The following is a 26,088-nucleotide window of genomic DNA, read 5'->3' as shown; positions in this document are numbered from 1 at the left end:
TTATTTTTGCAGTATGAAAACGAAGAGTGCAACGGATTATATTCACGATCGGATCGAGGAAAGGGAAAACAATTTTACCCACGACCTCTCAACGCCTTTAAATCCCGGATCATCATGCGGGCAAAACGTTCGGAGGCGCCTGAATCTCCCAGACGACGATTCACCTCATCGTATTCCCGTAACATTTGTTTCCTCGCCAGATCATCCGGCAATATCGCCGACAAAGCTTTCAATAAGTTCTTTTCGTTCAATTTCTGCATCAACAACTCTCGAACAACCTCTTTTCCGGCAATCAGGTTAACCAAAGAGATATACTTTACCTTTACGAAAGTTTTAAAAAGAAAATAACTGAGGGCACCCCCTTCTCCGCTATAACAAACGACCTGAGGAGTCTTCAATATAGCCGTCTCTAACGTCGCCGTTCCGGAAGTTACCAAGGCACATCGTGCCTGCTTTAACAATCTGTACGTCTGGCCATACACGATCCTGATATCCATGCCCTTTATATAAGGAGCATAATCCGTATCACTCATGGAAGGAGCACCGGCTATCACAAACTGATAACCGGGAAAATGTTTTACCATCGATAACATTTTAGGTAAGACATGCTTCAATTCTTGAGAGCGACTCCCCGCCAATAAAGCAATGATCGGTTTATCGGGAAGTCGATTACCCCGGATAAAATCCGCGTAACTTTCATCTTTGAAATCCCTATCATGAATAGCATCTACCAAGGGATTTCCGGCATATTGAACCGTATAATCAAATTGCCTGTAAAAATCAACCTCAAACGGGAATATGACATACATCCGGTCTACCAGGCATTTGATTTTTTTTACTCTCCCGGTATTCCATGCCCATATTTTAGGTGAAATATAATAAAAAACAGGGATACCGGCAGCTTTTATAAATTTGGCCACCCGCAAATTAACCCCCCCATAATCGACCAATATAACCACATCCGGTTTCCACGCCAATATATCCTGGTGGCAGGCTTCGATATTTTCTTTAATCTTACCCAGATTTTTCAATACCGTGAGAAATCCCATAATAGCCGTATCTTTGTAATGGCGTACGATCTCGCAACCAGCATTTCTCATTAAATCTCCCCCCCATCCCCGTATAACGGCTTCCGGATCTTCCCGTCTCAATCCTTTGATTAAATTGGAAGCATGTAAGTCTCCCGATGCTTCTCCCGCAATAATGTAATATTTCATATTATAACTTTATCATCAATACCGAAGCATAAGCGGTCACCCCCTCTTCCCGCCCCTCGTATCCCAAATGCTCCGTGGTTGTTGCCTTAATGGTCAGGTCTTCCGTTTCCATTCCTAAAATCTCTGACAGACACTCCCGCATTTCCAATACCCGCAATTTAATTTTAGGCCGCTGCAAGCAAATGACACAATCGATATTACCGACAGTATATCCTTTCGCGTTCACCATATCGATCGTCCGTTTTAATAAAACCTTACTGTCAATTCCCTTATAGGCCGGATCCGTATCCGGAAAGTAAGAACCGATATCATCCAATCCGGCCGCACCCAACAAGGCATCACAAATAGCATGAATCAAAACATCACCGTCCGAATGAGCCACACATCCCTTTTCATGTTCCAACTTAATTCCTCCCAACCAAAACTCTTCCCCCTCGGCCAAACGATGCACATCTATTCCAAAACCCGTCTTTATCTTCATAACAATCAAATTATTAATTACATATTTCGATAATATCCCCTCATTTATCCTCAGCATACAGAGAAGGATACAAATATGGAAAGACAAAATAACTAATATTTCATTTCAATTCCTACGACTAAGCACAAATGCCTCTGTTTTTAACCATAAAATCATTACTTTTGTCGCGTAGCAGACGGAAGATTTACAATTAAATAATAAAGATTACAATGCTTATCGAAGGGAAGAGAGTAGCCTATATCACCTTGGGCTGTAAACTGAATTTTTCGGAAACATCAACGATAAAACATAGCCTGGAACAGGTAGGGACAATAACGGTAGGAGAAAAAGAAGGAGCTGATATCTTCGTGATAAACACGTGTAGCGTTACTGACATTGCAGAAAAAAAAGGACGTCAGATGATCCGGAAAATCATCCACCGTAACCCGGGAGCCTATATTGTCGTCGTCGGATGTTATGCCCAACTTCGAGCCCAGGAAATCATAAACATCAAGGGAGTAAGCATGGTACTCGGTGCCCGGGACAAATTCAATGTCGCACACTATTTACAACATCTCGAAACCCAGGAATCCATCCCACCTCACGCTTGTGATATCTTCCGGATCGAACAGTTCGATTTGGCATATTCTTACGGAGATCGTACCCGTTGCTTTCTGAAAATTCAAGACGGTTGCGACTACTTCTGCAGCTATTGTACCATCCCTTACGCCCGGGGAAAAAGCAGGAGCGCCCAAATAAAAGAGGTATTGAAAGCCGCACAAAGCGCCGCAGATAAAGGTATAAAAGAGATTATACTAACAGGTGTCAACACGGGGGATTTTGGCCGGGATACCGGTATGTCGTTTTTTGAATTACTCCGGACATTAGATCAATTGGACGAAATACCCCGGTTCAGGATTTCTTCCATAGAACCCAATTTATTAACGGATGAAATCATCGAGTTCGTTGCTGCATCCAGACATTTTATGCCACATTTTCATATACCGTTACAATCCGGAAATAACGAGGTCCTGAAACTCATGAGGCGGCGTTACAACCGCGAACTTTTTGCTGAAAAAATAGGAACAATCAAATCTCTTTTACCCGACGCTTTTATCGGGGTAGACGTTATCGCCGGCATGCGGGGTGAAACCGAAACATTTTTTGAAGACGCCCGAAATTTTATTTCTGAATTACCCATCTCTCAACTTCATGTATTCCCTTATTCAGAACGTTCCGGAACAAAGGCTTTGGATATTCCGTTAATTGTTACCACACCAGAAAAGCACCGACGAGTAAATCTCTTATTAGATATTTCAGAACAAAAACTCCAATCTTTTTATCAATCTTTTCAGGGAGAGATTCGCCCGGTACTTTTCGAAGAGAGTGAAATAAACGGCTCGATGGGCGGGTTCACAGATAATTACATTCGAGTCGAAATCCCCTACGATCGTACATTGACAAACCAGATCGTTCCCGTTAAATTAGGAGAAGTCAACGAAAACGGAAATCTTACGGGAAAAATCCAACTCATTCATTATTGACATCTACAAGCATCCCGTTTTTTCGCTCCAAATACCTCTTCCCGAATAAAACAGGTGGATTTAAACCATCCATGATAAGTTATTTCTGTTTTATTTTATAATTTTGTCGGACAATTTAGAACCTGAAACAAGAAAACATGAATATATTAATTTCGGGAACAGCCGGCTTCATCGGTTTTTACCTTGTCAAAAGACTTTTAAACGACAATCATACCATTTACGGCATTGACTCCGTTAATAATTACTATGATATCACCTTAAAAGAAGAGAGACTGCGGGCATGCGGAATTGAAAATTATGAATACGGCAAAGAAATCAAATCCGAAATAGATTCGCGTTATACCTTTTGTCAAATGGATTTATGTGACACGGAAAGATTAACAAAACTATTCGCCACACACCGATTTGATTGCGTTGTAAACCTGGCTGCGCAAGCCGGCGTCCGTTACAGCCTTACTCACCCCGAATCCTATGTCCAAAGTAATATTGTCGGTTTTCTAAATTTATTGGAAGCCTGCCGAAAATTTCAATGCCTCAAATTGGTATACGCCTCTTCTTCCTCCGTTTACGGAAACAATCATTCCGTTCCTTTCCGAGAAGACGATCAGGTGGATCACCCGATATCCATTTACGCCGCTTCCAAAAAAAGTAATGAATTAATGGCCAATACCTATTCGTATTTATACAAGTTGCAAACCATAGGACTTCGTTTTTTTACGGTATACGGTCCATACGGTCGGCCGGATATGGCTCCTATCCTATTTGCCAATGCCATTACAAACGATAAGGAGATCAAAATCTTTAATAACGGTCATCTATCCAGAGATTTTACCTATATCGACGATATCATCACCGGAATGGAAAAAATAATTACGACCCCCGGAATGAAAAGAGAAGATTTTCCCGGTACACCAGCGACCATATATAATATAGGAAGAGGTGAACCGGTGAAATTAATGGATTTTATCCATGTACTGGAAAAAAATTTGGGGAAAGAAGCCAAAAAGGTTTTCATGGAGATGCAACCCGGAGACGTTTATCAAACATGGGCAGACACGACCAGGCTACAAAAAGACTATAACTACACTCCTGCCATCTCTCTTGAAACAGGTATACAACGGTTTGCCGAGTGGTTTTCCCAATCCCATTTTATAAATCAGAAAAAGTAGCAAACATTCGAAAGAATAACAAGAATCATTAATTTTACCTTATTTCTAATATAAAACGAAGGATATGTTGAAGGATACGTTGAAGTTTTCTACACGTAGATTGATTCAGGCCAAAATCAACGGTGGGGCAATTCTTCTGTTCGTGGCACTATTAGCCATGATAATAGCCAACTCCCCATTAAAAGAATATTACAACCATTTCTTTTCGCAAGAGGTCAGTTTCAATATAGGAAGTTTCAATCTTTTTCAGCAGCACGGCGGAGGTTCCATGACCCTATTAGCCTTTATCAATGATGCTTTAATGGCCATTTTTTTCTTTTCGGTAGGATTAGAGATCAAACGGGAACTCCTGGTCGGTGAGTTATCCTCTCCCAGAAAAGCTTTATTACCGGTTATTGCCGCTTGCGGCGGAATGATCGTTCCCGTTCTTCTATTCATGTTGATCGGAGAATCCGGACCGGCAGCCAGAGGAGCTGCGATCCCCATGGCTACCGATATCGCCTTCTCTTTAGGCGTACTCTCTTTACTGGGAAAAAAAGTACCCCTAAGTCTCAAAATCTTTTTAACGGCTTTTGCCGTGGTCGACGATATCGGAGGGATTATCGTCATCGCCGTTTTCTACAGTCAGCAATTGATAACGGAATTTCTTATCGCCGCGGCAGGCGTTATACTATTGTTATATATCGGAGGTAGATCAGGAATCCATAATAAACTGTTCTATATATTTTTGGGTATTGTGGTATGGTACCTGTTTGTCCAATCGGGTATCCATCCGACGATAGCCGGGGTAATCGTGGCCTTCACGGTTCCCGCCCGACCGAAATTACGCATTTACAAATACGTGAATAACATTCGGGAAAGTTTAAAAAGATTACCGGAAGGAGAAAACTCCAGCGATCTTATACTCAGCAACTCGGAATTGTCTATTCTAAAAAGCATAGAATCGGCTTCTGACAAAGTAATCAGCCCTTTACAGGCGATGGATGACGATCTGCATTCCCTTATCAACTATGTCGTTATGCCATTATTTGCCTTTGCCAATGCCAGTATTTCCTTTGAAGGTTTTTCTTTTGCCTCGTTACAAGGGATCTCCATCACCATTTTCATTTCATTGGTTTTAGGCAAGTTGATCGGCATTTTTTCATTCACTTACCTCTCTGTCAAAACCGGTTGGCTTTCCATGCCGGATCGTATGCATGAAGGTTCTTTATTCGGAATATCTATGATCGGCGGTATCGGTTTTACGGTCTCTTTATTTATAGCGAATCTGTCTTACGCGGAAATTCCGGAGATCGGGGCGACTCTTCTTAACCAGGCAAAAATCGGAATCATCGGAGGATCTTTATTTGCAGGGCTTTGCGGTTACCTTATCTTAAAATATGCTCTGGAAAAAAAAGAGAAGAATAATTTTTAAAATAAATGAAAATCTCTATATTTGCACCCGCATCCGGAGAGATGGCAGAGTGGTCGATTGCGGCGGTCTTGAAAACCGTTGTGCCGCGAGGCACCCGGGGTTCGAATCCCTGTCTCTCCGCTTATAAAGAGCTAACAATAAGAAAGTTAGCTCTTTTTTATATATAAGATACTATCGGGATTCGAACGAAGCGATAGACGGGGTTCGTAACGCGTTCACGAGGAACTATGTTCCGAGTCATCCCTCTCTCTCCGCTTATATAGGAAATAAAGAGAATCGCTTACCATGCTGATTCTCTTTTATAATTTACAAGGGAGTCGAACGAAAAACAATAACCAACCTACCTACAAAATCCTAATACGACAGCAACAGAAGTATGGTAACATCCGGACCGTAGACAGATTACGGATGTTTGTACCAAAATTACCGTTTTAAAAAGATAAAGAAACAAGTATAGGAGAAAGCAGTTAATTTTGTCCCGAACAAATGCTCGATAATGAAAAAAGAGATAGTGAAGATAGATACTATACATCAATGCAATACTTATTTTGGGAAAAAAACACTACATCCCTTAGCGAGTGTTATCGATTTTTCGAAAGCGAACGAAAAGCGACAGGTATTATTACAATTCAGTTTCTATTCCGTCTGGTTGAAGGAATATAAATGCAACTACTCTGGCTACGGACGGAAGTTTTGCGACTATTCGGACGGAACTCTACTTTTCCTCTCTCCCGGAGTTCTCGTTGATACCGAAAAAAATCACGAGATGCCTTGTTCAAACGGATATTTATTGACCTTTCACCCGGATCTGATAAAAGGGACATTTCTCGAAGAACATATGAAAGATTACACGTTCTTTTTTTATCAGCAGGACGAGGCCCTTCACCTTTCATCCCGTGAAAAAAGAATCATCCACACTTGCTTGGAAAGAATCAACGAAGAAATTCATCATTCGATAGACAACTATAGCAATGTATTGATAACTACTAAAATAGAACTGCTATTAAATCATTGTGTACGTTTTTACGATCGACAATTTATTACGCGACATAAAGCGAACGAAAATCTCATAAAAAAAACAAAGCAAATATTAAATCATTATTTTACGAGCGGTCAAATAGGTTCCAGAGGTATGATTTCATCCAGCTATTGCGCCGTTTTACTTCATCTATCCACGGCCTATTTTGAAGATCTGTTGAAGCATGAATCCGGTAAAACCATACACGAATATATTCAACTCAAACGTATAGAGATGGCCAAAAAACAATTGTCAAAAACCAATAAAACAATCGTACAAATCTCCGAAGAGTTAGGTTTCTCTTCTTCTCTATGTTTTAACCGATTATTCAAAAAGTTAACAGGTCATGGCCCCAACGAGTACAGATCGAAATATTAAATCGTAATCTTATTTTTATTTGCAACAAGACCAAGTTTATATTTATTTTCCAAGCCGACACTAAAACGCTTATATACAATACATGAACATACATTACGGAATTACTAACCAAAATTACAGGTTACAAAAAGCAGCTATATTTTTTTCATATAAAATCCTTATTTTTGTTATAACCAAAAGCAATAAATATGAGTGAAATTATTAAATTAGAGACCGTTCAGGATTACAACAACAGGTTGGGCGTGGAGACCTTGCATCCATTGGTGAGCGTGGTCGATTTTTCAACACTCGAGGTGCTCGAACACAGTCGCAAAAACTTCGGTTTTTACTGCATCTTTCTTAAGGAACTCGATTGCGGTACTCTCTTGTACGGTCGTAACAAATACGACTATCAGGAAGGTACACTCGTATTCCTGGCTCCGGGACAAGTTGCAGGTGTCGATGACGGAGGAGAGACCCGTAACCCCAAAGGCTGGGCTCTATTTTTCCATCCTGATTTACTTTACGGAACCTCTCTGGCTCGACGAATAAAGGAGTATACTTTTTTCTCTTACGAGTCAAACGAGGCCTTACACATGTCAGAACGGGAACGCCAGATCATACTTAACTGTTTTCGAGAAATCCAAGAAGAATTGGAGCACTCTATCGATAAACACAGCAAACAGATTATTGCCGCTAACATCGAAGTATTGCTGAACCATTGCGTACGTTTCTACGATCGTCAGTTTATTATACGGAAGGCGGTAAACCGCGGTCTACTGGAAAATTTCGAGGAACTACTCTCTGCCTACTTCGAATCGGATAAACCGCAAACCATCGGGTTGCCCTCGGTACAGTATTGCGCCGCTCAATTACACCTATCACCTAACTATTTCGGGGATTTGATAAAAAAAGAGACAGGCAAATCGGCACAAGAACATATACAACTGACCGTTATCGGCAAAGTCAAAGAGCTGTTGATAGAAAGTAACAAATCTGTTAGTGAAATCGCTTATTCGTTGGGATTTAAATATCCTCACCATTTGAGTCGCATGTTCAAAAACATCGTGGGGTCCACGCCTAATGAATATCGAACGGTATGCTAAAAAACAGTCGGTAAGTTGGTCGGGGATGCTACTCTATCGGGAAACATAAAAAAAGGCAAGCCCTTTTTATCGCCTGCCTTTATCCTTTTACGGTCATAGACTTTTTTTGATCTGTGCACCCGATTGAAATGGATCGGGCGGGTGTGAGTTTCAATCTCGGCCTCTCGGCTTGCCTTGCGATTAGCCTTGATATAATCACGTCGGGTAAACTTTCCTATATTCATAATAGCTATCTTTTGTCCTGCAAAGATAGCTATTATTTTATATACTCGGAAATCCATGGATTTCCGAGTATATATATTAAGCATCCTTTTTAGCGTATTCCGATAGCTCGCATCCGTATGTATCCACCAAAAAATTATCCAAATCGTCAGCTTTAAAAGCCAAATTCGTAATATTTTTTTGGATCTCGTCCGCGTACTCGGAAAATATATCCGAAATATGAATACGATAAGAGAGATAAATCTGATTGCCGTCCAATCCCAATTGATAAGGCTTCATATCCGCATTCAGCAGATAGGTCAACACGGGTTCCAGATTTTTCTTGGGAAGGATATTAATAGGCGACGTACAGAAAAGATAGGAACGTTGATAAACGAACATACGAATCTCCGAGCTTCCTTTATGAAACGTCCAACACTCGTATCCGACCCGGGCCAAAACCGGATTTATCCCCATGCTTTCGATCGCCTTCTCACAAAAAACAGCCAAATCTGTCAGTCCCTGTTCCTTAAAAATATTTTCCGGCAATTTCTCACCACAGGAAGGACAATACTCGTCCTCTTCCGCAATCAACTCGTCGCAACTCCCGCATTGTACGTTAAACGCGGTTCTATCCATATCGGCAACCTGTTTCAACACTTGCCTCAGAGAACTTATCGGAATACCGAAACCCATGTTGTCGGCCTCGGTTATTTTACTGGCCGTAATAGCAACGACCTCGTTTTGGTCATTAAACATAGGTCCTCCGCTATTACCGGGATTAACGGCAGCATCCGTTTGGATATAGTACTTCTCATTAATCAGCTGACGGGGAGAAGACACGGTTCCTTCCGTTACGGTAAAAGGCATCCCGAAAGGATAACCGGCAACATTGATCTTTTGTCCGATTGGTATCGTATCCGTCTCCGCAAAAACGATTTCCGGCAAATGCGAAAAGTCACCTTCCACGCTCAGTAAGGCAATATCCAAAGCCGGATTCACCAAAACCACTTTAGCCAAAAAACGATTTTTATCATTGTCTTGTATCGCCACTTGATGAAATCCATCGACAACATGATAATTCGTCACAAACAAATCATACTCTTTTAGATAAAAACAACTACCGGCACCTCCGGCATGATTTACTTTATAAACCGCGTTAAATATATTCTGTTCCATGTCCTCTTTCTTATTTGTCATTATTGTCGTTATTGTTACCTCCAAACATAGAAGCCATCATATTCTGAACATTCTTCATGTACTCTTCCATGTTTATCCCTTGCATCGCCTGCATCGCTTGTTGCTGCATCTTCTGTATCTCTTCCGTATTCACTCCTTGCATAGCTTGCATGGCCTGCTGTTGCATTTGCTGAACATTTTGCATGTATCGGGACATATCCATCTCTTCCTCCGGCTCCAAATTACCTTCCATGATATCATCCATCGCCTCATGCAGGACAGGTGCCGCCTCTTCCCATGATTTGGCAGAGGTCTCTTGTAAAGCTCTTACGACAACAGCATTCACATCATCCTGTACGTTATTATAAAAATACATTTCGTAGAATTTATAAATAATCATCAGGCAACAAGTCATATAATCCTCTGCCTCTAAGGCATTGGAAGCCCGATCGTAAGTATTTTCAAAATTCTCCTGTATATTTTTCAAATTGGAACGACGTTTACCGGGAATAAAGGTCTCCACAAAATACAGATTTTCCGCCAATTGCTCCTTCGTCATGGATTGAACATGCAGTACGATCTCTTTACCGTGAGTTACTACCTCCGGCAAAGGAATATCCTCTCGGTCCATATCGATAACCGCCTTATTCAAATCATTAAGCAATTGTCCTTGAGGATGAGCGTAATACAGAATCTTCAGTAACGTAGTATCAACAACATTCCACGCGTACCCGTATTTGCGTCCTCCCTCGAAATAATTAACGGCATCCATACACTCCTTACAGCTTAATTGCACGACATCGTATACGGCGTCTACGGTCTGGGCATCATAAGGAGTAACTTTCGGTTCATAAATCCGTTTCGCCCCGAATTTCGCTTCGAATTCATCATCGTATTTATCACCGACCCGACAAATCTCTTCCAATACATAATAAATCTTATAGGGATTGACCAAGGCAATAGGACAACTATACTCAAAAAACAATCGATCATTCTGAAGGGAAATCCGTGCCAAATCCATATGATTGAAATTTAATCCGGCTATCTGACGCAACAGAGGAATACGTCCTTTTTCGGGAACGGAAAGGAAAGGAGCGGTGATTTTCAATTCATCATCTTCCAACTTTAAGTTAACCACTATGGATCCATGAGGAATATTGAATTCTGTACCCTGCACATTCCCGTATTTCGTGCGAAATTCAGCATCGATATAATCCAGTAAAGCATAAAAAGAACGTAAATATTCTTTACTTTCAAAAGCCTCTACACTCGTGTCGAACGAATCGACATTCAACTTACTTTCCGTCGAGGCTATGGTGGAAAGATTAAAAGTCAAGGTTTGCTTCATAATTGCAGCCATTTAATTTTTATTACATTGTTTTTATAAATCTCTATCTAACAAGATTTATTAAATACCTTCATACTTCTTAATAACAAAATCACACAGACGTCATAAAATTATGAAATAATTGATAACTCCCCGATCTGGAAATATATTTTATTAATATTTTAGACCATGCACTTTATTGCCATCCAATCCTACCATTCTTCCATTAAACTTAAAAGTATTCAAATAAAAATTATTTTACCTATCTTGCGACAATAAGAAACGATAGCTTAATATTTATGAATTGATTGGTATATAACTTTACCTAATACAATTCGTAATACATGCAAAAAACCCTTTATATGATCTGATAATATGAATACACCATCTTTCAACATACCCGACGAAGGAACTCCGTTAAACCCGCTTTTGTCAAAACGAACTTACATATACGCGGAAAAAGATAATCAAAGACTAAAAATGGATATTATCTCCCGGTCCGATCTGTCTAATGATGCCCCGGTGATCCTATTCCTTTTCGGTGGAGGATTTACCCATGGAGAAAGAAATCGGGCAGTATATAATTTCTACTTTAATCGAATGGCGGAAGAGGGATTTATAATAGCATCCATAGATTACCGACTGGGACTAAAAGACCATCCGGATGTATCGGCTCAAAACATAACTCCTTTGGCAAAGGCCATCGACATAGCCCGGGAAGACCTATTCGATGCCACGTCCTACATTCTAAAAAATGCCATGACCTTACACATCGATACTAAAACAATTATCCTTTCAGGATCGAGTGCCGGAGCATTGGTTGTTCTATCGGCGGATTGGCACAAAAGAAATCCGAACAAATATCCAACGATCTTACCGCAGGAGTTTCAATACGCCGGGGTCATCAGCTTTTCCGGAGCACTTTTCAGCATGACAGGACTGCCTAAATACGAAATAGATCCCGCTCCAACAATGATGTTCCACGGTACAGAAGATCATGTCGTCATCTACAAAGGGATGCGTTTAAGCACCTATTTACTTTTAGGCTCCAGCCACTTGGCAGACCTGTTCACCTTAGAAAATTACCCTTTTTATTTAAAACGCTACGAAGGCATGGGGCACGAAATCTCTAAGCTTGCCATGCGGGAGGATCTGGACGCCATCGTATGGTTTATTCGAAATTGCATTATAAATAAAAAAAATTACAAAATAGACATTACATTCAACGACTTGAACAGAGCAAAACGACAATTACTCTCTGTAGAAGAACACCTGTAAAATTTCCACCCGAAACGACAAACGATATCCATGCTGTTTACGTATAAAATATATTATAAATATTTAATCTGTAAATCATGGAAATTATACACAACACACACGATCACAAATTTGAGATTCGGGACGGTAGACATACGGCAGTCGTTGAATACAGACCCTTCAAAGAAGGAATCGACATCATACATACCTATGTTCCGGGAGAGATGGAAAACAAAGGATATGCCTCCGCTTTAGTAAAACATGCGTTAGAGTATGCCCGGGAAAATCATTTAAAAGTGATTACCACTTGTCCTTTTTCCAGAAGTTATGTTGCCCGGCATCCGGAATACCAGAATTTGATATTCTCGTAACAGAAACACGGTGTCTGAAAAAACCGGGAGCTTTAGATCCCGGTTTTTTATTTATGATCGTACAGAGCCAAACGTCATCGAAACGATTCGTTCCGCCGACGAATCAGGTGTAACCTCTATTAATACGTCACCTATTTTCGACCAGAGAGATAGATAAGGTATTCAAATTGACGGAGACCGCTCAAGCGGAGACCGGTATAGAAAGCGCAAAGACAGCCCCGCCCATCGCGAGACGAGATACCGTCCGTTCATTTGACTGTCCGGCAATTTATTGTGTTTACCCGTCATCTTCATTTTTCTTTCCCCCTCACTTATCCGGCAATTAACAAACATTTAATTATTGATCCTTTTTTCATCAGCTAAAATGTCTGCAAAAATTCAACTCTTTTTCATTGGCATAAGAATTTTTTTTGCAATCTTTGTATATTATCGACTTTTAGATTTTGAATTCAATGGCATATCATATTTTTATCATCCTATTATGTGGTGTAGTTGTTTTATTAATATACAGAATGTTGTATTTAAAAAAACAACTTCAACATAAGATTCGAGAAATAAAAGACACCACTTCTTTTTCTGAAAGTATTTTCGAAAATATTCAAGCATACGTTTTACTGATAAATCCCGATTTCATCGTCTTAAAAACAAATTTTTATGCCCTTACCTCCACTCAAGAGTCCTCACCCAAAAGAGTGGGGGAACTATTCAACTGTATAAATGCGATTGAAGCCGGAGAATGTGGAAAAGGTGAATTATGCAAAACCTGTATAATCCGACAAACAATCACTAATTCCTTACGGCATAAATCCAACTTCTCAAAATTAGAGGCCACTTTGCAAATACAAATATCAGATAAAAAGATACACAATTGTCACGTCTTAATCTACGGCTCCTATATGTATACGCAACCTTCCGGGGGAATGCTGTTGACCATATGCGACATTACAGACCAAAAACAAAATGAACTCAGATTAGAGGATATAAAAGAAAAATTCAAACGTGTCGAAAGATCCAAGTCCCTATTTCTATCAAACTTGGGACATAAGATCAGAAATCAATTAAACGGTATTTTGGGATGGACAAGCCTTGTCATTGCAGACCAGAAACTCACGTCCACTCAACAACAGGAATACATCAATCTGATTTATCAAAATACGGATAATCTACTACATCTTTCCGACAATATCATTCAATTCTCTCAAGTCGACAATGTTGATATCGATATTACTCCTTCTGTCTTTAACGTAAAAGAACTTTGTCAGAATCTAATCAATATCCGTCTCAGCTATTCACACCCGGATGTAATGCTTTACCTGGACAAAACGGTAGAAGACATTATCGTATACTCCGATCAGATGAAACTCCATCAAATTCTCTTGAATATAATTTCCAACGCTCAAAGATTTACGAACAAAGGGTTTATTCGAATTGCTTGCCAAATTAATAACAGACAACATAGCGTAGACTTTGTCGTGGAAGATACCGGATGCGGAATGTCGGCAGAACAACAGATACATCTGTTTGAACGGTTTTATAGGGGAAACGATTTTTCTGATAGCCCCGGCTTAGGACTCTCCATTTGCCAAGCTTATATCAAAGCATTAGGAGGCGATATCCGAATTCAATCGAAAAAAGACAGAGGTACGTCTGTATTTTTTTCTATAAAGAAAAATGATATTCCTAAAGAGGAATTAATACTCTGATCGTTTTTTCAGTATCGAAAAAATCAAAAAACGGAACTTTAACTTCATTTTTTCGTTTATCTCCGAAAAAGAATTATGGAGATATCTCAAAAACCAGAAGCCTACAAAGGACACCTTATGGCGTTGGCCACCATATTGATATATAGTTTTAATACCAACTTCATGAAAATCGTGATGCCCGAATGGATAGGAGCCCATGGACTGGTATTAATCCGTTGTATCGCCAGCACGGTAGGATTCTGGCTTATCTCGTTTTTCCTTCACGCGACAAGACAAAACCGCCCTTCGGGAAAAGAGATCGGCATCATCATGTTGGGAGGAGCTTTAGGAATGGGTGCGAACCTGCTACTTTATATCAACGGTTTGGCTCTCACGGGACCCGTTGATGCTTTTGTTATCCGCACGGTACAACCCATCGTGGTAATTGCATTAGCCGTTTTCATCCTGCACGCAAAATTTACCATAAACAAAGCCATCGGCATCTTACTTGGTTTGGCCGGTACACTCTACATTTCAATCGTACCTCATGTAAACGGAGCAAAAGATTCGTTTACAGGAGATATACTGATTTTCTCCGCCTCCGTCTGTTCGGCGTTATTCCTGATCCTGATCAAACCCTACACACAAAAATACAACCCGATCGTCGTCATGAAATGGATGAGCCTGGCCGCTTTTATCGTTACACTGCCTTTCGGTATTTTTCAACTACTCCATGCTCCTGTATTTACCGGAAAAGCTCCCGTCCATATCTGGTTAGAACTGGGATTCACGTTGATTTTCGCTACAATGATTGCTTATTTTCTAAACGTAAAAGCATTACAATACATCTCTCCTTTTGTCGAGAGTATTTACATATACCTTCTACCCATCACGGGAGCTATCATCTCTATCGCTTTAGGGCTACAAGAATTTTCTTGGCACGACCCGATCGCACTCGTGTTGATCGTCATCGGGTTCATCCTTATCAACAAAAAAGCAAGGACGAAAATCCCCAGCAAGCAAAGTGTATAGAGACGCATTTTATTTTCTATATTTCCAGACTTTCTGACAATCAAAACATTTATACGAAGATCTGAAAATAGGAAACAACACCGATAAAATCAGCAAGATATAAACCATGACTTTATCCGGGTCCTTTTTTTTACCGACATCGGTCGAACCACAAAAAGGACAACGGGTTTTATCCATACCTTTTTCCCATTTCACGATCTTAATCTCTTCCTCCCGATAAAGATCTGCCGGACCGATATATCCCCCTTCCTTCAATATCTCTATCCCTTGTTCCCATTTATCAGTAGGAATCAATAGCTTAACACCGCCTATGGCATTAGCGTACATACCGCTTTGGGCCGTTAATTCATCCTGTATAAATGTCTCTATTCCCTCGGATTCTAAATAATTTTTAGCCATATAAGCCTCCTGGGGATAAGTAAACGTAAGAACTACACTCCAATCCATATTTTGCTCATTTAGATTTCCTAATTTAATACTTCTAAACGACTATTCCATCTATTTCCCCCAAAATTTTATCCGTTCACCGGAAGACTCGTTTTTACCGGTATTCGGTAAAAAGTTATAACAGCTAATAACGAGACGCGGGATATTCACGGTATTCCCCGTGTATTCCTACAAAATAAACCACGGTAAATAAACAGATTATATTCGATATTTCATTTCATCCTTTCTCTTTTTCCACAACTGCCAACTGTTGATAATGTTCTGCCATAACACATAAGCAGCGGGCCCTATCGACGAAAGAGGAGATAAATAAACTTGCGCCATCCAAATCGCCAATATCGTGTTCTTTTGTCCTAACCCTTGTCCCCCGGCTATCACCTCCCCATAGCGCTTTCCGAAATAACGCCCGAGAATAAACTGTAAGCAACAAAGAATAAATGTTGCTAATCCAATCCTTATCTCTTCCCATAAATTTACATCGCTTTGTTCCACGATAAAAGAGACTGTTTTACCTGTCACAACGGTCAACCCCAAGGTCCACAGATAGAAGGATACACTTTGATATCTCTTCAGTTTACGATGAACCAACGGAATAAATCTTTCCAAAACCCATGCCCCGACCAAGGGTAATATCAACAAAGGAATAACCTGTCTACAAATGGTAGAAAAAGAATCCCCAAAAGGGACATCCTGATGAGTACCGATAAATGAAAAAACAAAAGGTGAAATACAGGCAACACAAAGATTACTTACCAATGTATATGCCGCCAAACAAGCCACATTTCCTCCTAACATCCCGGTTATCACCGTGGCGGCAACAGCCGTCGGCGCCAAAACACATATCATCATTCCTTCCGCCAACAAAGGGTCGAAAGGAACGAACAAAACGTAGACGACAAAACTCCCGACCACTTGAACACCCAACAGCCAAAAATGTAAACGAGAAAACGTCATATCCCTGAAAGCCAATCGACAATAGGTAATCAGCAACATGCAAAATATCAGGCAAGGAGTTACGGCGGCTAATTTACTGAAAAAGGGATAAAACAACCCTCCACTCAACATAGCCAACGGCATCATCCAAATTTTTAAACGTTGTAACACGGCAGTAAATTCCATATTGCAAAGGAAATGATTATAATTGAAATCTTAAAATAAGATACGACTCTATCTCGATAATAATACATCCGCAATTTTACAATACAAACGTTCATACAAAGAAGATTTACGTCGGGCATAAGCTTCATCTATCTCCTTGGCAATCCTCTTTTCTGCAGAATCTGCCCATGCCCTGAAGATCGGATTGACCCGGTAAGAAGGGAGAAATTGCAATAACCGATCCATATCGAACTCGGAAGCTTCCACCCCCGCTCCTACCCGTACAGCGTCGTAAGCATTACATTTCTGCTCGACATGCACCGGAACCATTAAAACGGGTTTATGCAGGTAAAGGGCCTCGCACAGGGACTCAAAGCCGGCTGTCGTGGCATAAGCTTTACAACCGTTCATACAGTTTAAAAATTGTATATCGTTAATTCGGTGAAGAGTAAATCCCGGTATGACTTCCCAAGTCTCCGGAGCTGATTTTTCATCCCAGAAGAAATGAAGTGCAATCTCCGGGTGTATTCGATGCCAAGCTATAATATCTAAAACATAACCACTATTAAGCATATAACCATGAATATACTCTCCTTTTACCGGCTTATATTGAAGTACCTCTCTCCTCAATAGAGGCGGGACAACGGTTACACGAGATCCCGGTGCAGGGGGAAAGGAGTAAAAAGAGAGTGCTAATTTACGAACCGCTCTAACCGATGTCAACCGGGTAAAAAAACGTAAAGAAGCCAATTCCAAGCGGGAAATACGCGGAAAGACATAATCATCATGCAAAAACATATACTGATGCCCTATGCAAATCAAAGGAATATCCGGTGGCGTAAATAAATAAACCAACCCCGTCAACAACTCGTAAAAATTCAGTACCATATCAGGCTGTAACTCCGCCAATCTACTACGGATCAATCGCATACTTTTGACGAAAACCGGTAACCTACCTATATTAAAATAAATGCTTTTGGATAAAGAAGGACGTTTATTTTGCACGGAAGGTAAAAAATTCGGACTTTCAAACGTCAACACGGGTACATCGATCTTTTGGAGAAAAAAATCCGGGACCTGCCGTGCTTCGCTTTTCCCGATCAAAACTTCAACAACTTCATCTCCCCGCCTCGTCAACATCTCCCGCATAACAAGAGCTTGAGTGAAATGTCCCCGTCCTTCTCCCTGAATGATAAAAACAAAATGCATACGAATCCTATTAAGCCGTAATCTTGAATGTTTCTCTTTTCATTTGCATGCCGGTACTCGCCTCGTAACTGTAAATTTCCCAACGCCCGTCAGGATACTCCAACAAAGCACTCAACGATTCGACCCAATCTCCGGAGTTCAAATAATGAATATTCCCGTAATACCTGTCCGCAGGTTGGTGAATGTGTCCGCAAATAATACCGTCAAAACGGCGACTCTCCGCGATAGATGACAGCTCTTTCTCAAAATCGGAAATATAAGAAACAGCAGATTTTACCCTGTGTTTAATCGATTGGGAAAAAGAATAATAAGGTTTACCCCGTTTCCGTCTGTACTGATTAAGGATACGATTCATCCACAACAAAAAAGTGTATCCGTAATCTCCCAATTTCGCCAACCAAATCATATGGGTCGTAATATGATCGAAAATATCACCGTGAGTCACATAGTATCGCCTCCCGCAAGAAACGTGAATATAATCCTTTACTACCGAAATATTAGACAAAGTCAACGGGGTCAATTTGTCTAAAAAGTCATCATGATTTCCACGTACATAAATCACTTCGGTTCCGTAATTCTCCATCATTTTCATGATGACCTTGATTAGGTTCGTATAGGATTGCTTCCAACGACCGAACGGATTCCGATGCAATTTCCAACCGTCGATGATATCACCGTTCAAAATCAATTTATCACAATTCACACTTTTAAGGAAATTGGTCAGTTCTTCCACTTTCGAATGTTCCGATCCCAAATGTACATCTGACAGGATCACCGTTGCAAATTTTAATCTGTTTGTCATAATTTCTTTTTATCTCCTCCAACAAAATAACAACCATTTTGTTACGAATAGATGTAGAAACAATGACTATACCGTGAAGTTCACCCCTCAAACACCATCACGAACTCATCGCATCCCGTCATCTCATCGACTTGTCGTCTTAACACCTTAAAACCATGTCGTTCATAAAATGCAACCGCCGAAATATTTTTCGTGTATACATTCAACTCCAGTCGTTCATATTTTCTATTTACCCATTGCATCAGAGCGCCTCCTATTCCCATCTTTTGCCGGTCGGGTCTCACGAATAAAGCCGCCATATAATTTCCGACTAAAGATACGAAGCCATCGATCTCCCCGTTTTCTCCCTCATGTATCCAAGTCTCACTCGAAGGCAAATAATGACTCTTCATTTTCTCGACCTGTTCCGACCAAAAAGATTCCGGAACAAAATCGTGAGCAAGAGATGAGGCTTCCAACCATATTTTCACAAGGACGTCTTCGTCCGAAACCGTATATTTACGAATCATATTACTTCTTTTATCAGATAAAGATAATAATTTTTCGTATGTTTGAAAATCAAATCCCAATTCATTTTATGTATGATCCTAACCCATTCTATCATTGATTTTATAAAACTCCACGAAAACGATAACACGGATAAATTATTACTTTCGGCCTCCAAATACCCGGAAATCAACATGCCTGTAATCGTGGACCAAATCATAGCCAGACGGCAAATAAAAGAAAAATTACCCTCTTGGTACGCTTGCCGGGAATTATTTTATCCTTCCCGTCTGGCCACGGAACAATGCTCTTCCGAGGTTACGGCAGAATACAAACAAAAATTGACTCGAGGAAAGACATTATGCGATCTTACCGGCGGTTTAGGGGTAGACTCTTTCTATTTTTCAAAACAAGTAAAAAAAGTGATTTACGTGGAACGATCTCCCCATTACTGTGAAGCGGCAAAACACAATTTCAGCCTATTACAGGCGAACAATATCCAAGTCTTAAATCAGGAGGCGGGAGAAATTGCCGAATCCGTTAAGGTAGACACCTTTTACATCGATCCGGCTCGTAGAACGAAAGGCAACAAACGGGTATTCGCTTTATCCGAATGCGAACCGGACGTACTACAATTAAAACCCCTTTTGTTAGATAATGCCAAACGGGTTATTATCAAGATCTCACCTATGGCTGATATTATGGAGACGCTAAGGCTTTTGCCAGAGACCGCAGAAATCCACGTGCTTTCAGTCAAAAACGAAAGTAAAGAACTTTTATATGTGTTGGAAAACGGAAAAAAAAATGTTGACCCCATCGTCTCCACATTAAATATCACTTCTACTGGAGAGAAACAACTTTTCGACTTTCAACTTTCTGCAGAAAAAGAAACAACAATAACCTTCACTCCGAATATTAAGAAATTTTTATATGAACCCAACAGTTCCATATTAAAGGCCGGAGCTTTTAAATTACCCGCGAAACGCTTTAATGTAGAGAAGCTGCATCCACACAGTCATCTCTATACTTCCGATCTGTGGATTGAAGAGTTTCCCGGGAGAAAATTCGTCGTTGACAAAGTCTTCGATTTTTCCGGAAAAGGATTAAAACAGCTCTGTCGAACTATTCCACAAGCCAACATAACAACAAGAAATTTCAATTTATCGGTAAAAGATTTACGTCAAAAAAGTAGAATCACGGAAGGTGGCCATATATACTTATTCGCAACTACCTTACACCCGAATACCCCCATTCTTATTCAATGCCGTAAATAAATTCCGAAACCATCGCCATCTTCAACTTTTTATCCTAATACTCGTATCATCGAAAAGAACGATAATTAGAAAAAAGATGAAAATAAAAACGGGACAAGGAACCATTTCCCTATTTACACTACTGGCCATCTATTCCATATCCATGGTAACTTCTTTACCGGGCTTGGCCATTTCTCCTATACTCGGATCCCTCGAAACCATTTTTAAAGGTGCAAGCGATCTGCAATTACAAATGTTGGAATCACTTCCCTCCTTTATCATCGTCCCCTTTATCCTTTTAGCCGGCAGGCTATCCATGCATACGAATCAAAAAAAGGTCTTAATCATCGGATTAAGCATATTCTTCGGATGCAGCATCATCTATCCATTTGTAAAAACCTTAATTCTTCTACTGATAATCAGCGCATTATTAGGCATCGGTGCCGGAATGGTTATTCCTTTTTCAACCGGTTTGATCGCAAATTATTTTACAGGTAAATATCGAACCAAACAATTAGGTATAGCCTCTTCCATAACAAACATCACGTTAGTCTTGGCTACCTTGTTATCCGGCATTCTGGCCAATATTAATTGGCATTATTCCTTTTTGGTCTATTGCTTATCGGGGATATCCCTTTTATTTGCCTTCAAGCTGAAAAACGATCCGGCACCCGTTTCCAAACACCCGTCGACACCACACCGATCTTTTACTCTTCATTGGCCGGTCGGTTTAATGCTATTCTATTACCTCATCACGATCTTAGCCTTAACGATTCCCTTCAATTTAGCTCTTTACATGGAAAACTTACACATCGGAAAATCCGATATGTCTGGAAGCCTCATTTCAGTATTCTTCTTATCCATGACACTTCCCGGTTTTTTTATCAATAAAATCATATCCTGGTTTAAAAACTACACGAATTTTATAGCAATGGCTGCCATCACATCAGGATTAATTCTATTTGCATTCAAAGGTGATGTATTTACCCTCGTCTTAGGCGTGACTTTAATCGGTTTGGGATACGGTTGCATGCAACCCGTCATCTACGATAAAACAGCCAACAGTTCTACCCATCCGACTTACGCCCTCGCCCTGGTCATGTCGATGAATTATATTGCCATTATCACCTATCCATTCATAATTAGGGCATTGGAAAACTTATTCTCGACAGATTCATCCTATTTCCCTTTTTGGTTAAATACGTTTATCAGTGCTGCTTTCACCCTGTTTGTCTACTTCCGCCGAAAAACAAAAACGGTAGGAATTTCCCCAGACGAATGATAAAACTTCGTCAAAGTTAAATATTGTGAGGAATTAAACCTTCATCCCTGTTTCCCGTACTTACATTGAAATACAAATAAAGCTTAGTAAACTATAAAACAATATTCTAAATTAATTAACCAAACTTCAATTTAAATTATGGCAACAAATTCAAACAAAAAGAGTTCCGTAGCAAAGCTCAGCGTCATGACTTTAGCAATCATGAACGTAGCAGCCGTAGTAAGCCTTCGGGGACTACCTGCAGAAGCAGAATACGGATTAAGCTCCGCATTTTATTATTTGTTTGCAGCTATCGTATTTCTTGTTCCAACGGCCTTAGTCGCTGCCGAATTAGCTGCAATGTTTTCACAAAAGCAAGGTGGAGTTTTCCGTTGGGTCGGCGAAGCTTATGGAAAACGATTCGGTTTTTTGGCAATTTTTCTCCAGTGGATCGAGAGCACCATCTGGTATCCGACGGTGTTGACTTTCGGAGCCGTATCCATTGCTTACATAGGAATGAACCCTACAGGAGACGCACTATTAGCTTCTAATAAAGTTTTCACCCTGGTTACCGTGTTAATTATCTATTGGGTCGCCACTTTTATCTCGCTAAAAGGATTAGGATGGGTCGGTAAAGTTTCCAAAATAGGCGCCATGGTCGGAACAATCATTCCTGCCGCCCTATTGATTATTTTCGGAATCATCTACCTCTCAACAGGGGGGCATAATTACATGGATATGAGTCAAGGCTTTTTTCCGGATTTGGCAAATTTCGACAATTTGGTATTAGCCTCGGGCATTTTCCTTTTTTACGCCGGTATGGAGATGATGGGTATTCACGTCATGGACGTCACTCCTCCTGCTGCCAAGAATTATCCGAAAGCCATCTTCATCGGTGCCGGTATTACCGTTTTAATCTTCGTTTTAGGAACCTTCTCTTTGGGTCTAATCATTCCAGCAAAAGATATTAACCTGACACAAAGTTTATTGGTGGGATTTGATAATTACTTGAGATACCTTCATTTGAGCTGGGCTTCTCCCATTATCGCCATTGCCTTAATGTTCGGTGTGTTAGCAGGAGTATTAACTTGGGTTGCCGGTCCGTCAAAAGGTATTTTTACCGTGGGTAAAGCCGGATACCTACCTCCTTTCTTTCAAAAAACAAACAAAATAGGCGTACAGAAAAACATCCTATTCGTACAGGGAGGAGTTGTAACCATCTTGGCCCTACTATTCGTCGTTATGCCATCCGTTCAATCCTTTTATCAGATCCTTTCCCAATTAACGGTACTTTTATATCTAATCATGTACCTGTTAATGTTTTCGGGAGCCATTGTACTGCGCTACAAAATGAAAAAAGCAGAACGTCCTTTTGCTATCGGTAGAAAAAGCAACGGTTTGATATGGATTATCGCCGGACTCGGATTCTGTGGAGCTTTACTTGCATTTATATTAAGCTTTATTCCGCCTTCCCAGATCAATACCGGTAGTAACACCGTTTGGTTCTCCGTTCTAATCATCGGGTGTATTGTTGTGGTTGCGACCCCGTTCATTATTTACGCGGCACGAAAACCGTCATGGAAAGATCCGAATGCAGACATCGAACCTTTCCATTGGGAAGAAGCTCCTGCCGTAGCGGCGACTTCACCCCAACCGACCACAAGCCAAAGTACACAAACAAATAGTACGACACCAAGCACAGACAAAAATTAAATCAAACTAAAAACAAGCACATGAAACAGACTATCAAATTGTCAGACCTTAAGGCGGTTGTCGCCGAGGCTCATGAAAAACTAAAGGGAATGAAGGGAGGAGCCAACGCAGACTACATCCCGTTCTTGGCAAAAATCGATCCTAATCTGTTCGGAATAGCCATATCTCTCCCCTCCGGAGAAATCATTGAAGCCGGAGATACCAATTATGTTTTCGGTATCGAATCCATTTCGAAAGTGCACACGGCCATTCTGGTATTACGCCAATACGGAGCTGAAGCCCTATTGGAAAAAATCGGAGCCGATGCCACCGGACTACCTTTTAATTCAATCATGGCAATCCTACTCGAAAAAGATCATCCGAGCACTCCCCTGGTAAACTCCGGGGCCATTGCTGCCGATAGCATGGTTAAACCCGTAGGAGACAGTAATTCCAAATGGTCTGCCATCATCGATAACATGACTGATCTTTGCGGCAGCGAACCCATTCTGCAGGATGAACTATACAAATCGGAAACAGCCACCAATTTCAACAACCGCTCCATTGCCTGGTTACTCAAAAATTACGATAGAATATATGACGATCCGGATATGGCTCTTGATCTCTATACCCGTCAGTGCTCTATGGGCGTAACGGCCAAACAATTGGCTATTTCGGGATGCACCATTGCCAATAAAGGCAAAAATCCGGTAACGGGCAAACAGGTATTCGATGAGAATCTGGCCCCGCAAATTATCTCCCTAATCGCAACAGTCGGCTTCTACGAGCATACGGGAGACTGGCTATACACCAGCGGAATCCCAGCCAAGACCGGTGTAGGCGGAGGGGTTATGGGAGTTCTTCCCGGTGCATTCGGTATTGCCGCTTTTGCCCCGCCATTGGACGAAGCCGGAAATTCAGTAAAAGCTCAGGCTGCCATTAAATACATCGCTCAAAAACTAAAAGTAAATGTATTCAATGGAAACAGTATAGAAATTACGGAATAATTAATTTACCAGCTTTGCGGTAAGAATTCATTTTCTTGTCGCAAAGCTGATCCATAAATCTTATCTTATACATGATACCTAAAAGCAAAGCATTAGAGAAGTTTCTAAATGCACTTGTCCTAATCGGAAGCATCGCTATTATTGTAGTGATTTCGATCGAATTGCTATCTACTCAAAACGTATTAAGTGAACGATTTATACTTCATTTTCATCTATTGGTCTGTTCCATATTCTTAGCAGACTTCTTTGTTCGCTGGTATACAGACGGATGGAGCCAACGTTTCTTTTTCAACAACCTGTTTTTCTTATTGGTTTCCATCCCTTATCTAAACATTGTCCATTCCCTGACGACAACGATCTCTCACGGCTTGTGGTTAACACTAAGACTGATACCGTTGGCCAGAGGGATATATGGAGTATCGCTTATCGTGGGATGGATGAGCCGCAGTAAGGTCACCAATTTATTCGCAACCTACCTGACGATCCTATTTACGACGATCTATTTCAGCAGCATTCTTTTTTTCTTCATGGAACACGGAGTCAATCCTATGGTTAAAAACTATTGGGATGCATTCAACTGGGCGCTTATGAATGTCACTACCGTAGGCTCCAACATTTTCGGTGTCACGAAAATAGGACAATCTCTCGCCGTCATTTTAGCCGCTGCCGGCATGATTTTCTTCCCCATCTTTACCGCTTACGTCACTACTAAGTTTCAAGCTAAACGAAAAGGAGTGGAAAATAATTAACCAACTAAACAGAAACGGTTCTCCAGGTACATTTTCAAACCTCGAGAACCGTCTCCCCTACCGATTAACAAATCACTTCGCAAGGAGTGATTTTTTCATTCTGACAATATCGGTCAGGTAATCTTGAAGATCCTGTTCGTGCTCTTCCTCTTCGGCCAGAATTTTTTTCACGATATCGCAGGTTGTAAAATCTTTACCGTCCGTAAACTCGGCAATTTCCTGATACCTCAAAATTGCGCAACGCTCGGAAGCGACATTGTCTTTTAACAGACTGACAGAATCAAAGTCTTTTGGAGTAACATATTTACATTTTGCCAGTTTAAACCAATTTTCAGGATTTAAAACAGGCTCTCCTTCCAACTCCATGATGCGTTTAGCTATCATTTGAGCGTGTTTACGTTCTTCCTCAGCGTGCTCTTCAAACTCCCCCTGCACATTGGCACGCATAGTACCTTCTACAACTAACGCACCTACCCAATACTGGTAGTATGCCAACCACTCTTCAGACAATGCCGCGTTCAATTGAGCAATCAAGCATTCTACATCCAGCTTTCCTTGAAGGATTTTTACACTTTCTTTAGCCATAATCTTCGTATTTAGTTTTTTATATATATAACGGACAAGCAAACATTTTGTTCGAGCAACCTGTAGTTTTAACAAATAACCCATAGGGACGGTTCTCGGTGTTTATTCTGACTCCCAAGAACCGTTCCCGGGGTATAAAAAGTAAAAACCCCATCGAAGAGAAAG

At 40.7% G+C, this 26,088-nt stretch carries 25 protein-coding genes and 1 tRNA gene; 15 read left to right on the top strand and 11 right to left on the bottom strand.

Translation table 11 applies throughout. The features are described 5' to 3' along the window. Positions 1 to 74 precede the first annotated feature (74 nt). Both lpxB and ispF read right to left on the bottom strand, forming a co-directional pair. Positions 75 to 1,217 carry a lipid-A-disaccharide synthase gene (gene lpxB / locus NVS78_RS06265; RefSeq protein ID WP_286358387.1) on the bottom strand — a complete coding sequence of 381 codons (1,143 nt, stop codon included), beginning with the start codon at positions 1,215 to 1,217 and terminating at the stop codon, positions 75 to 77. 1 nt (position 1,218) lies between these two features. After that, positions 1,219 to 1,698: a 2-C-methyl-D-erythritol 2,4-cyclodiphosphate synthase gene (gene ispF / locus NVS78_RS06260; RefSeq protein ID WP_041504477.1), complete on the bottom strand. Its 480-nt coding sequence runs from the start codon at positions 1,696 to 1,698 to the stop codon at positions 1,219 to 1,221. Positions 1,699 to 1,907: 209 nt separating this feature from the next. Between ispF and mtaB the strand changes: the two genes are divergently transcribed. From mtaB to NVS78_RS06230, 6 genes are all read left to right on the top strand, one after another. Further along, positions 1,908 to 3,221, top strand: coding sequence for a tRNA (N(6)-L-threonylcarbamoyladenosine(37)-C(2))-methylthiotransferase MtaB (mtaB, locus tag NVS78_RS06255; protein WP_286358386.1), 1,314 nt, complete (start codon positions 1,908 to 1,910; stop codon positions 3,219 to 3,221). Positions 3,222 to 3,358: 137 nt separating this feature from the next. Further along, the gene (locus tag NVS78_RS06250) at positions 3,359 to 4,390 is read left to right on the top strand and encodes a GDP-mannose 4,6-dehydratase (protein WP_286358385.1); all 1,032 of its coding nucleotides are present in this window, start codon (positions 3,359 to 3,361) and stop codon (positions 4,388 to 4,390) included. Positions 4,391 to 4,454: 64 nt separating this feature from the next. Then, positions 4,455 to 5,804 carry a Na+/H+ antiporter NhaA gene (nhaA, locus tag NVS78_RS06245; protein ID WP_286358384.1) on the top strand — a complete coding sequence of 450 codons (1,350 nt, stop codon included), beginning with the start codon at positions 4,455 to 4,457 and terminating at the stop codon, positions 5,802 to 5,804. A 35-nt stretch (positions 5,805 to 5,839) separates the two neighbouring features. Continuing rightward, positions 5,840 to 5,924, top strand: a tRNA-Ser gene (locus tag NVS78_RS06240). A gap of 376 nt (positions 5,925 to 6,300) precedes the next feature. Further along, positions 6,301 to 7,200 (top strand): helix-turn-helix domain-containing protein, encoded by a 900-nt coding sequence (locus tag NVS78_RS06235; protein ID WP_286358383.1) that lies wholly within the window; start codon positions 6,301 to 6,303, stop codon positions 7,198 to 7,200. A gap of 188 nt (positions 7,201 to 7,388) precedes the next feature. Then, positions 7,389 to 8,285 carry a helix-turn-helix domain-containing protein gene (locus NVS78_RS06230; protein ID WP_286358382.1) on the top strand — a complete coding sequence of 299 codons (897 nt, stop codon included), beginning with the start codon at positions 7,389 to 7,391 and terminating at the stop codon, positions 8,283 to 8,285. Here the strand turns inward: NVS78_RS06230 and NVS78_RS06225 are convergent. The 3 genes from NVS78_RS06225 to NVS78_RS06215 all read right to left on the bottom strand — a co-directional run bounded on the left by NVS78_RS06225 (position 8,282) and on the right by NVS78_RS06215 (position 11,013). Then, positions 8,282 to 8,509 (bottom strand): hypothetical protein, encoded by a 228-nt coding sequence (locus NVS78_RS06225; RefSeq protein ID WP_286358381.1) that lies wholly within the window; start codon positions 8,507 to 8,509, stop codon positions 8,282 to 8,284. The genes NVS78_RS06230 and NVS78_RS06225 overlap by 4 nt on opposite strands. Positions 8,510 to 8,585: 76 nt before the next feature. Further along, entirely contained in the window at positions 8,586 to 9,665 is a 1,080-nt protein-coding gene (locus NVS78_RS06220) for a trypsin-like peptidase domain-containing protein (RefSeq protein ID WP_286358472.1), read from the bottom strand. A 10-nt stretch (positions 9,666 to 9,675) separates the two neighbouring features. Next, a complete protein-coding gene (locus tag NVS78_RS06215) occupies positions 9,676 to 11,013 on the bottom strand; it encodes a type III secretion system chaperone family protein (RefSeq protein ID WP_286358380.1) in 1,338 nt (445 codons plus the stop codon). 354 nt (positions 11,014 to 11,367) lie between these two features. Between NVS78_RS06215 and NVS78_RS06210 the strand changes: the two genes are divergently transcribed. The 4 genes from NVS78_RS06210 (at position 11,368) to NVS78_RS06195 (ending at position 15,334) form a co-directional block, all read left to right on the top strand. Beyond that, the gene (locus tag NVS78_RS06210; RefSeq protein WP_286358379.1) at positions 11,368 to 12,270 is read left to right on the top strand and encodes an alpha/beta hydrolase; all 903 of its coding nucleotides are present in this window, start codon (positions 11,368 to 11,370) and stop codon (positions 12,268 to 12,270) included. Positions 12,271 to 12,347: 77 nt separating this feature from the next. Beyond that, positions 12,348 to 12,620: a GNAT family N-acetyltransferase gene (locus tag NVS78_RS06205; RefSeq protein WP_286358378.1), complete on the top strand. Its 273-nt coding sequence runs from the start codon at positions 12,348 to 12,350 to the stop codon at positions 12,618 to 12,620. 896 nt (positions 12,621 to 13,516) lie between these two features. Further along, a complete protein-coding gene (locus NVS78_RS06200) occupies positions 13,517 to 14,323 on the top strand; it encodes a sensor histidine kinase (protein ID WP_286358377.1) in 807 nt (268 codons plus the stop codon). 75 nt (positions 14,324 to 14,398) lie between these two features. Next, positions 14,399 to 15,334 (top strand): DMT family transporter, encoded by a 936-nt coding sequence (locus tag NVS78_RS06195; RefSeq protein ID WP_286358376.1) that lies wholly within the window; start codon positions 14,399 to 14,401, stop codon positions 15,332 to 15,334. Positions 15,335 to 15,343: 9 nt separating this feature from the next. Here NVS78_RS06195 and NVS78_RS06190 read toward each other — a convergent pair whose 3' ends face one another. The 5 genes from NVS78_RS06190 to NVS78_RS06170 form a co-directional block, all read right to left on the bottom strand. Continuing rightward, a complete protein-coding gene (locus tag NVS78_RS06190; RefSeq protein WP_286358375.1) occupies positions 15,344 to 15,781 on the bottom strand; it encodes a putative signal transducing protein in 438 nt (145 codons plus the stop codon). 198 nt (positions 15,782 to 15,979) lie between these two features. Further along, positions 15,980 to 16,900, bottom strand: coding sequence for a bile acid:sodium symporter family protein (locus NVS78_RS06185; protein WP_286358374.1), 921 nt, complete (start codon positions 16,898 to 16,900; stop codon positions 15,980 to 15,982). Positions 16,901 to 16,948: 48 nt separating this feature from the next. Next, positions 16,949 to 18,088, bottom strand: coding sequence for a glycosyltransferase family protein (locus NVS78_RS06180; protein ID WP_286358373.1), 1,140 nt, complete (start codon positions 18,086 to 18,088; stop codon positions 16,949 to 16,951). 10 nt (positions 18,089 to 18,098) lie between these two features. Then, positions 18,099 to 18,890: a UDP-2,3-diacylglucosamine diphosphatase gene (locus NVS78_RS06175; protein WP_286358372.1), complete on the bottom strand. Its 792-nt coding sequence runs from the start codon at positions 18,888 to 18,890 to the stop codon at positions 18,099 to 18,101. An 80-nt stretch (positions 18,891 to 18,970) separates the two neighbouring features. Then, the gene (locus NVS78_RS06170) at positions 18,971 to 19,399 is read right to left on the bottom strand and encodes an N-acetyltransferase (RefSeq protein ID WP_286358371.1); all 429 of its coding nucleotides are present in this window, start codon (positions 19,397 to 19,399) and stop codon (positions 18,971 to 18,973) included. Positions 19,400 to 19,471: 72 nt separating this feature from the next. Here NVS78_RS06170 and NVS78_RS06165 point away from each other — a divergent pair, with 72 nt between their 5' ends. From NVS78_RS06165 to NVS78_RS06145, 5 genes are all read left to right on the top strand, one after another. After that, complete coding sequence (locus tag NVS78_RS06165; RefSeq protein WP_286358370.1) at positions 19,472 to 20,650, top strand: THUMP-like domain-containing protein; 1,179 nt, start codon at positions 19,472 to 19,474, stop codon at positions 20,648 to 20,650. Positions 20,651 to 20,726: 76 nt separating this feature from the next. Then, a complete protein-coding gene (locus NVS78_RS06160) occupies positions 20,727 to 21,911 on the top strand; it encodes an MFS transporter (protein ID WP_286358369.1) in 1,185 nt (394 codons plus the stop codon). 138 nt (positions 21,912 to 22,049) lie between these two features. Beyond that, positions 22,050 to 23,603 (top strand): glutamine/gamma-aminobutyrate antiporter GadC, encoded by a 1,554-nt coding sequence (gene gadC, locus NVS78_RS06155; protein WP_286358368.1) that lies wholly within the window; start codon positions 22,050 to 22,052, stop codon positions 23,601 to 23,603. Positions 23,604 to 23,623: 20 nt separating this feature from the next. Next, positions 23,624 to 24,589, top strand: a complete 966-nt coding sequence (gene glsA / locus NVS78_RS06150; protein ID WP_059026313.1) for a glutaminase A — start codon at positions 23,624 to 23,626, stop codon at positions 24,587 to 24,589. Between the two features lie 71 nt (positions 24,590 to 24,660). Beyond that, positions 24,661 to 25,338 (top strand): ion channel, encoded by a 678-nt coding sequence (locus tag NVS78_RS06145; protein ID WP_059026314.1) that lies wholly within the window; start codon positions 24,661 to 24,663, stop codon positions 25,336 to 25,338. 72 nt (positions 25,339 to 25,410) lie between these two features. On the opposite strand, the gene NVS78_RS06140 is transcribed toward NVS78_RS06145, so the two are convergent. Beyond that, a complete protein-coding gene (locus NVS78_RS06140; protein ID WP_286358367.1) occupies positions 25,411 to 25,923 on the bottom strand; it encodes a ferritin-like domain-containing protein in 513 nt (170 codons plus the stop codon). Positions 25,924 to 26,088: the final 165 nt, after the last annotated feature.

Origin of the sequence: Gabonibacter chumensis, assembly GCF_024741215.1 — a bacterium.
Lineage (GTDB): Bacteria > Bacteroidota > Bacteroidia > Bacteroidales > Marinifilaceae > Gabonibacter > Gabonibacter massiliensis.
This window is presented reverse-complemented; position numbering and strand designations above follow the sequence as displayed.

What these genes read in the sequence shown, in the direction of transcription:
- lpxB (WP_286358387.1), bottom strand. Translation starts at nt 1,217, where the DNA reads ATGAAATATTACATTATTGCGGGAGAAGCATCGGGAGACTTACATGCT.
- ispF (WP_041504477.1), bottom strand. Translation starts at nt 1,698, where the DNA reads ATGAAGATAAAGACGGGTTTTGGAATAGATGTGCATCGTTTGGCCGAG.
- mtaB (WP_286358386.1), top strand. Translation starts at nt 1,908, where the DNA reads ATGCTTATCGAAGGGAAGAGAGTAGCCTATATCACCTTGGGCTGTAAA.
- NVS78_RS06250 (WP_286358385.1), top strand. Translation starts at nt 3,359, where the DNA reads ATGAATATATTAATTTCGGGAACAGCCGGCTTCATCGGTTTTTACCTT.
- nhaA (WP_286358384.1), top strand. Translation starts at nt 4,455, where the DNA reads ATGTTGAAGGATACGTTGAAGTTTTCTACACGTAGATTGATTCAGGCC.
- NVS78_RS06235 (WP_286358383.1), top strand. Translation starts at nt 6,301, where the DNA reads ATGAAAAAAGAGATAGTGAAGATAGATACTATACATCAATGCAATACT.
- NVS78_RS06230 (WP_286358382.1), top strand. Translation starts at nt 7,389, where the DNA reads ATGAGTGAAATTATTAAATTAGAGACCGTTCAGGATTACAACAACAGG.
- NVS78_RS06225 (WP_286358381.1), bottom strand. Translation starts at nt 8,509, where the DNA reads ATGAATATAGGAAAGTTTACCCGACGTGATTATATCAAGGCTAATCGC.
- NVS78_RS06220 (WP_286358472.1), bottom strand. Translation starts at nt 9,665, where the DNA reads ATGGAACAGAATATATTTAACGCGGTTTATAAAGTAAATCATGCCGGA.
- NVS78_RS06215 (WP_286358380.1), bottom strand. Translation starts at nt 11,013, where the DNA reads ATGAAGCAAACCTTGACTTTTAATCTTTCCACCATAGCCTCGACGGAA.
- NVS78_RS06210 (WP_286358379.1), top strand. Translation starts at nt 11,368, where the DNA reads ATGAATACACCATCTTTCAACATACCCGACGAAGGAACTCCGTTAAAC.
- NVS78_RS06205 (WP_286358378.1), top strand. Translation starts at nt 12,348, where the DNA reads ATGGAAATTATACACAACACACACGATCACAAATTTGAGATTCGGGAC.
- NVS78_RS06200 (WP_286358377.1), top strand. Translation starts at nt 13,517, where the DNA reads ATGTATACGCAACCTTCCGGGGGAATGCTGTTGACCATATGCGACATT.
- NVS78_RS06195 (WP_286358376.1), top strand. Translation starts at nt 14,399, where the DNA reads ATGGAGATATCTCAAAAACCAGAAGCCTACAAAGGACACCTTATGGCG.
- NVS78_RS06190 (WP_286358375.1), bottom strand. Translation starts at nt 15,781, where the DNA reads ATGGATTGGAGTGTAGTTCTTACGTTTACTTATCCCCAGGAGGCTTAT.
- NVS78_RS06185 (WP_286358374.1), bottom strand. Translation starts at nt 16,900, where the DNA reads ATGGAATTTACTGCCGTGTTACAACGTTTAAAAATTTGGATGATGCCG.
- NVS78_RS06180 (WP_286358373.1), bottom strand. Translation starts at nt 18,088, where the DNA reads ATGCATTTTGTTTTTATCATTCAGGGAGAAGGACGGGGACATTTCACT.
- NVS78_RS06175 (WP_286358372.1), bottom strand. Translation starts at nt 18,890, where the DNA reads ATGACAAACAGATTAAAATTTGCAACGGTGATCCTGTCAGATGTACAT.
- NVS78_RS06170 (WP_286358371.1), bottom strand. Translation starts at nt 19,399, where the DNA reads ATGATTCGTAAATATACGGTTTCGGACGAAGACGTCCTTGTGAAAATA.
- NVS78_RS06165 (WP_286358370.1), top strand. Translation starts at nt 19,472, where the DNA reads ATGATCCTAACCCATTCTATCATTGATTTTATAAAACTCCACGAAAAC.
- NVS78_RS06160 (WP_286358369.1), top strand. Translation starts at nt 20,727, where the DNA reads ATGAAAATAAAAACGGGACAAGGAACCATTTCCCTATTTACACTACTG.
- gadC (WP_286358368.1), top strand. Translation starts at nt 22,050, where the DNA reads ATGGCAACAAATTCAAACAAAAAGAGTTCCGTAGCAAAGCTCAGCGTC.
- glsA (WP_059026313.1), top strand. Translation starts at nt 23,624, where the DNA reads ATGAAACAGACTATCAAATTGTCAGACCTTAAGGCGGTTGTCGCCGAG.
- NVS78_RS06145 (WP_059026314.1), top strand. Translation starts at nt 24,661, where the DNA reads ATGATACCTAAAAGCAAAGCATTAGAGAAGTTTCTAAATGCACTTGTC.
- NVS78_RS06140 (WP_286358367.1), bottom strand. Translation starts at nt 25,923, where the DNA reads ATGGCTAAAGAAAGTGTAAAAATCCTTCAAGGAAAGCTGGATGTAGAA.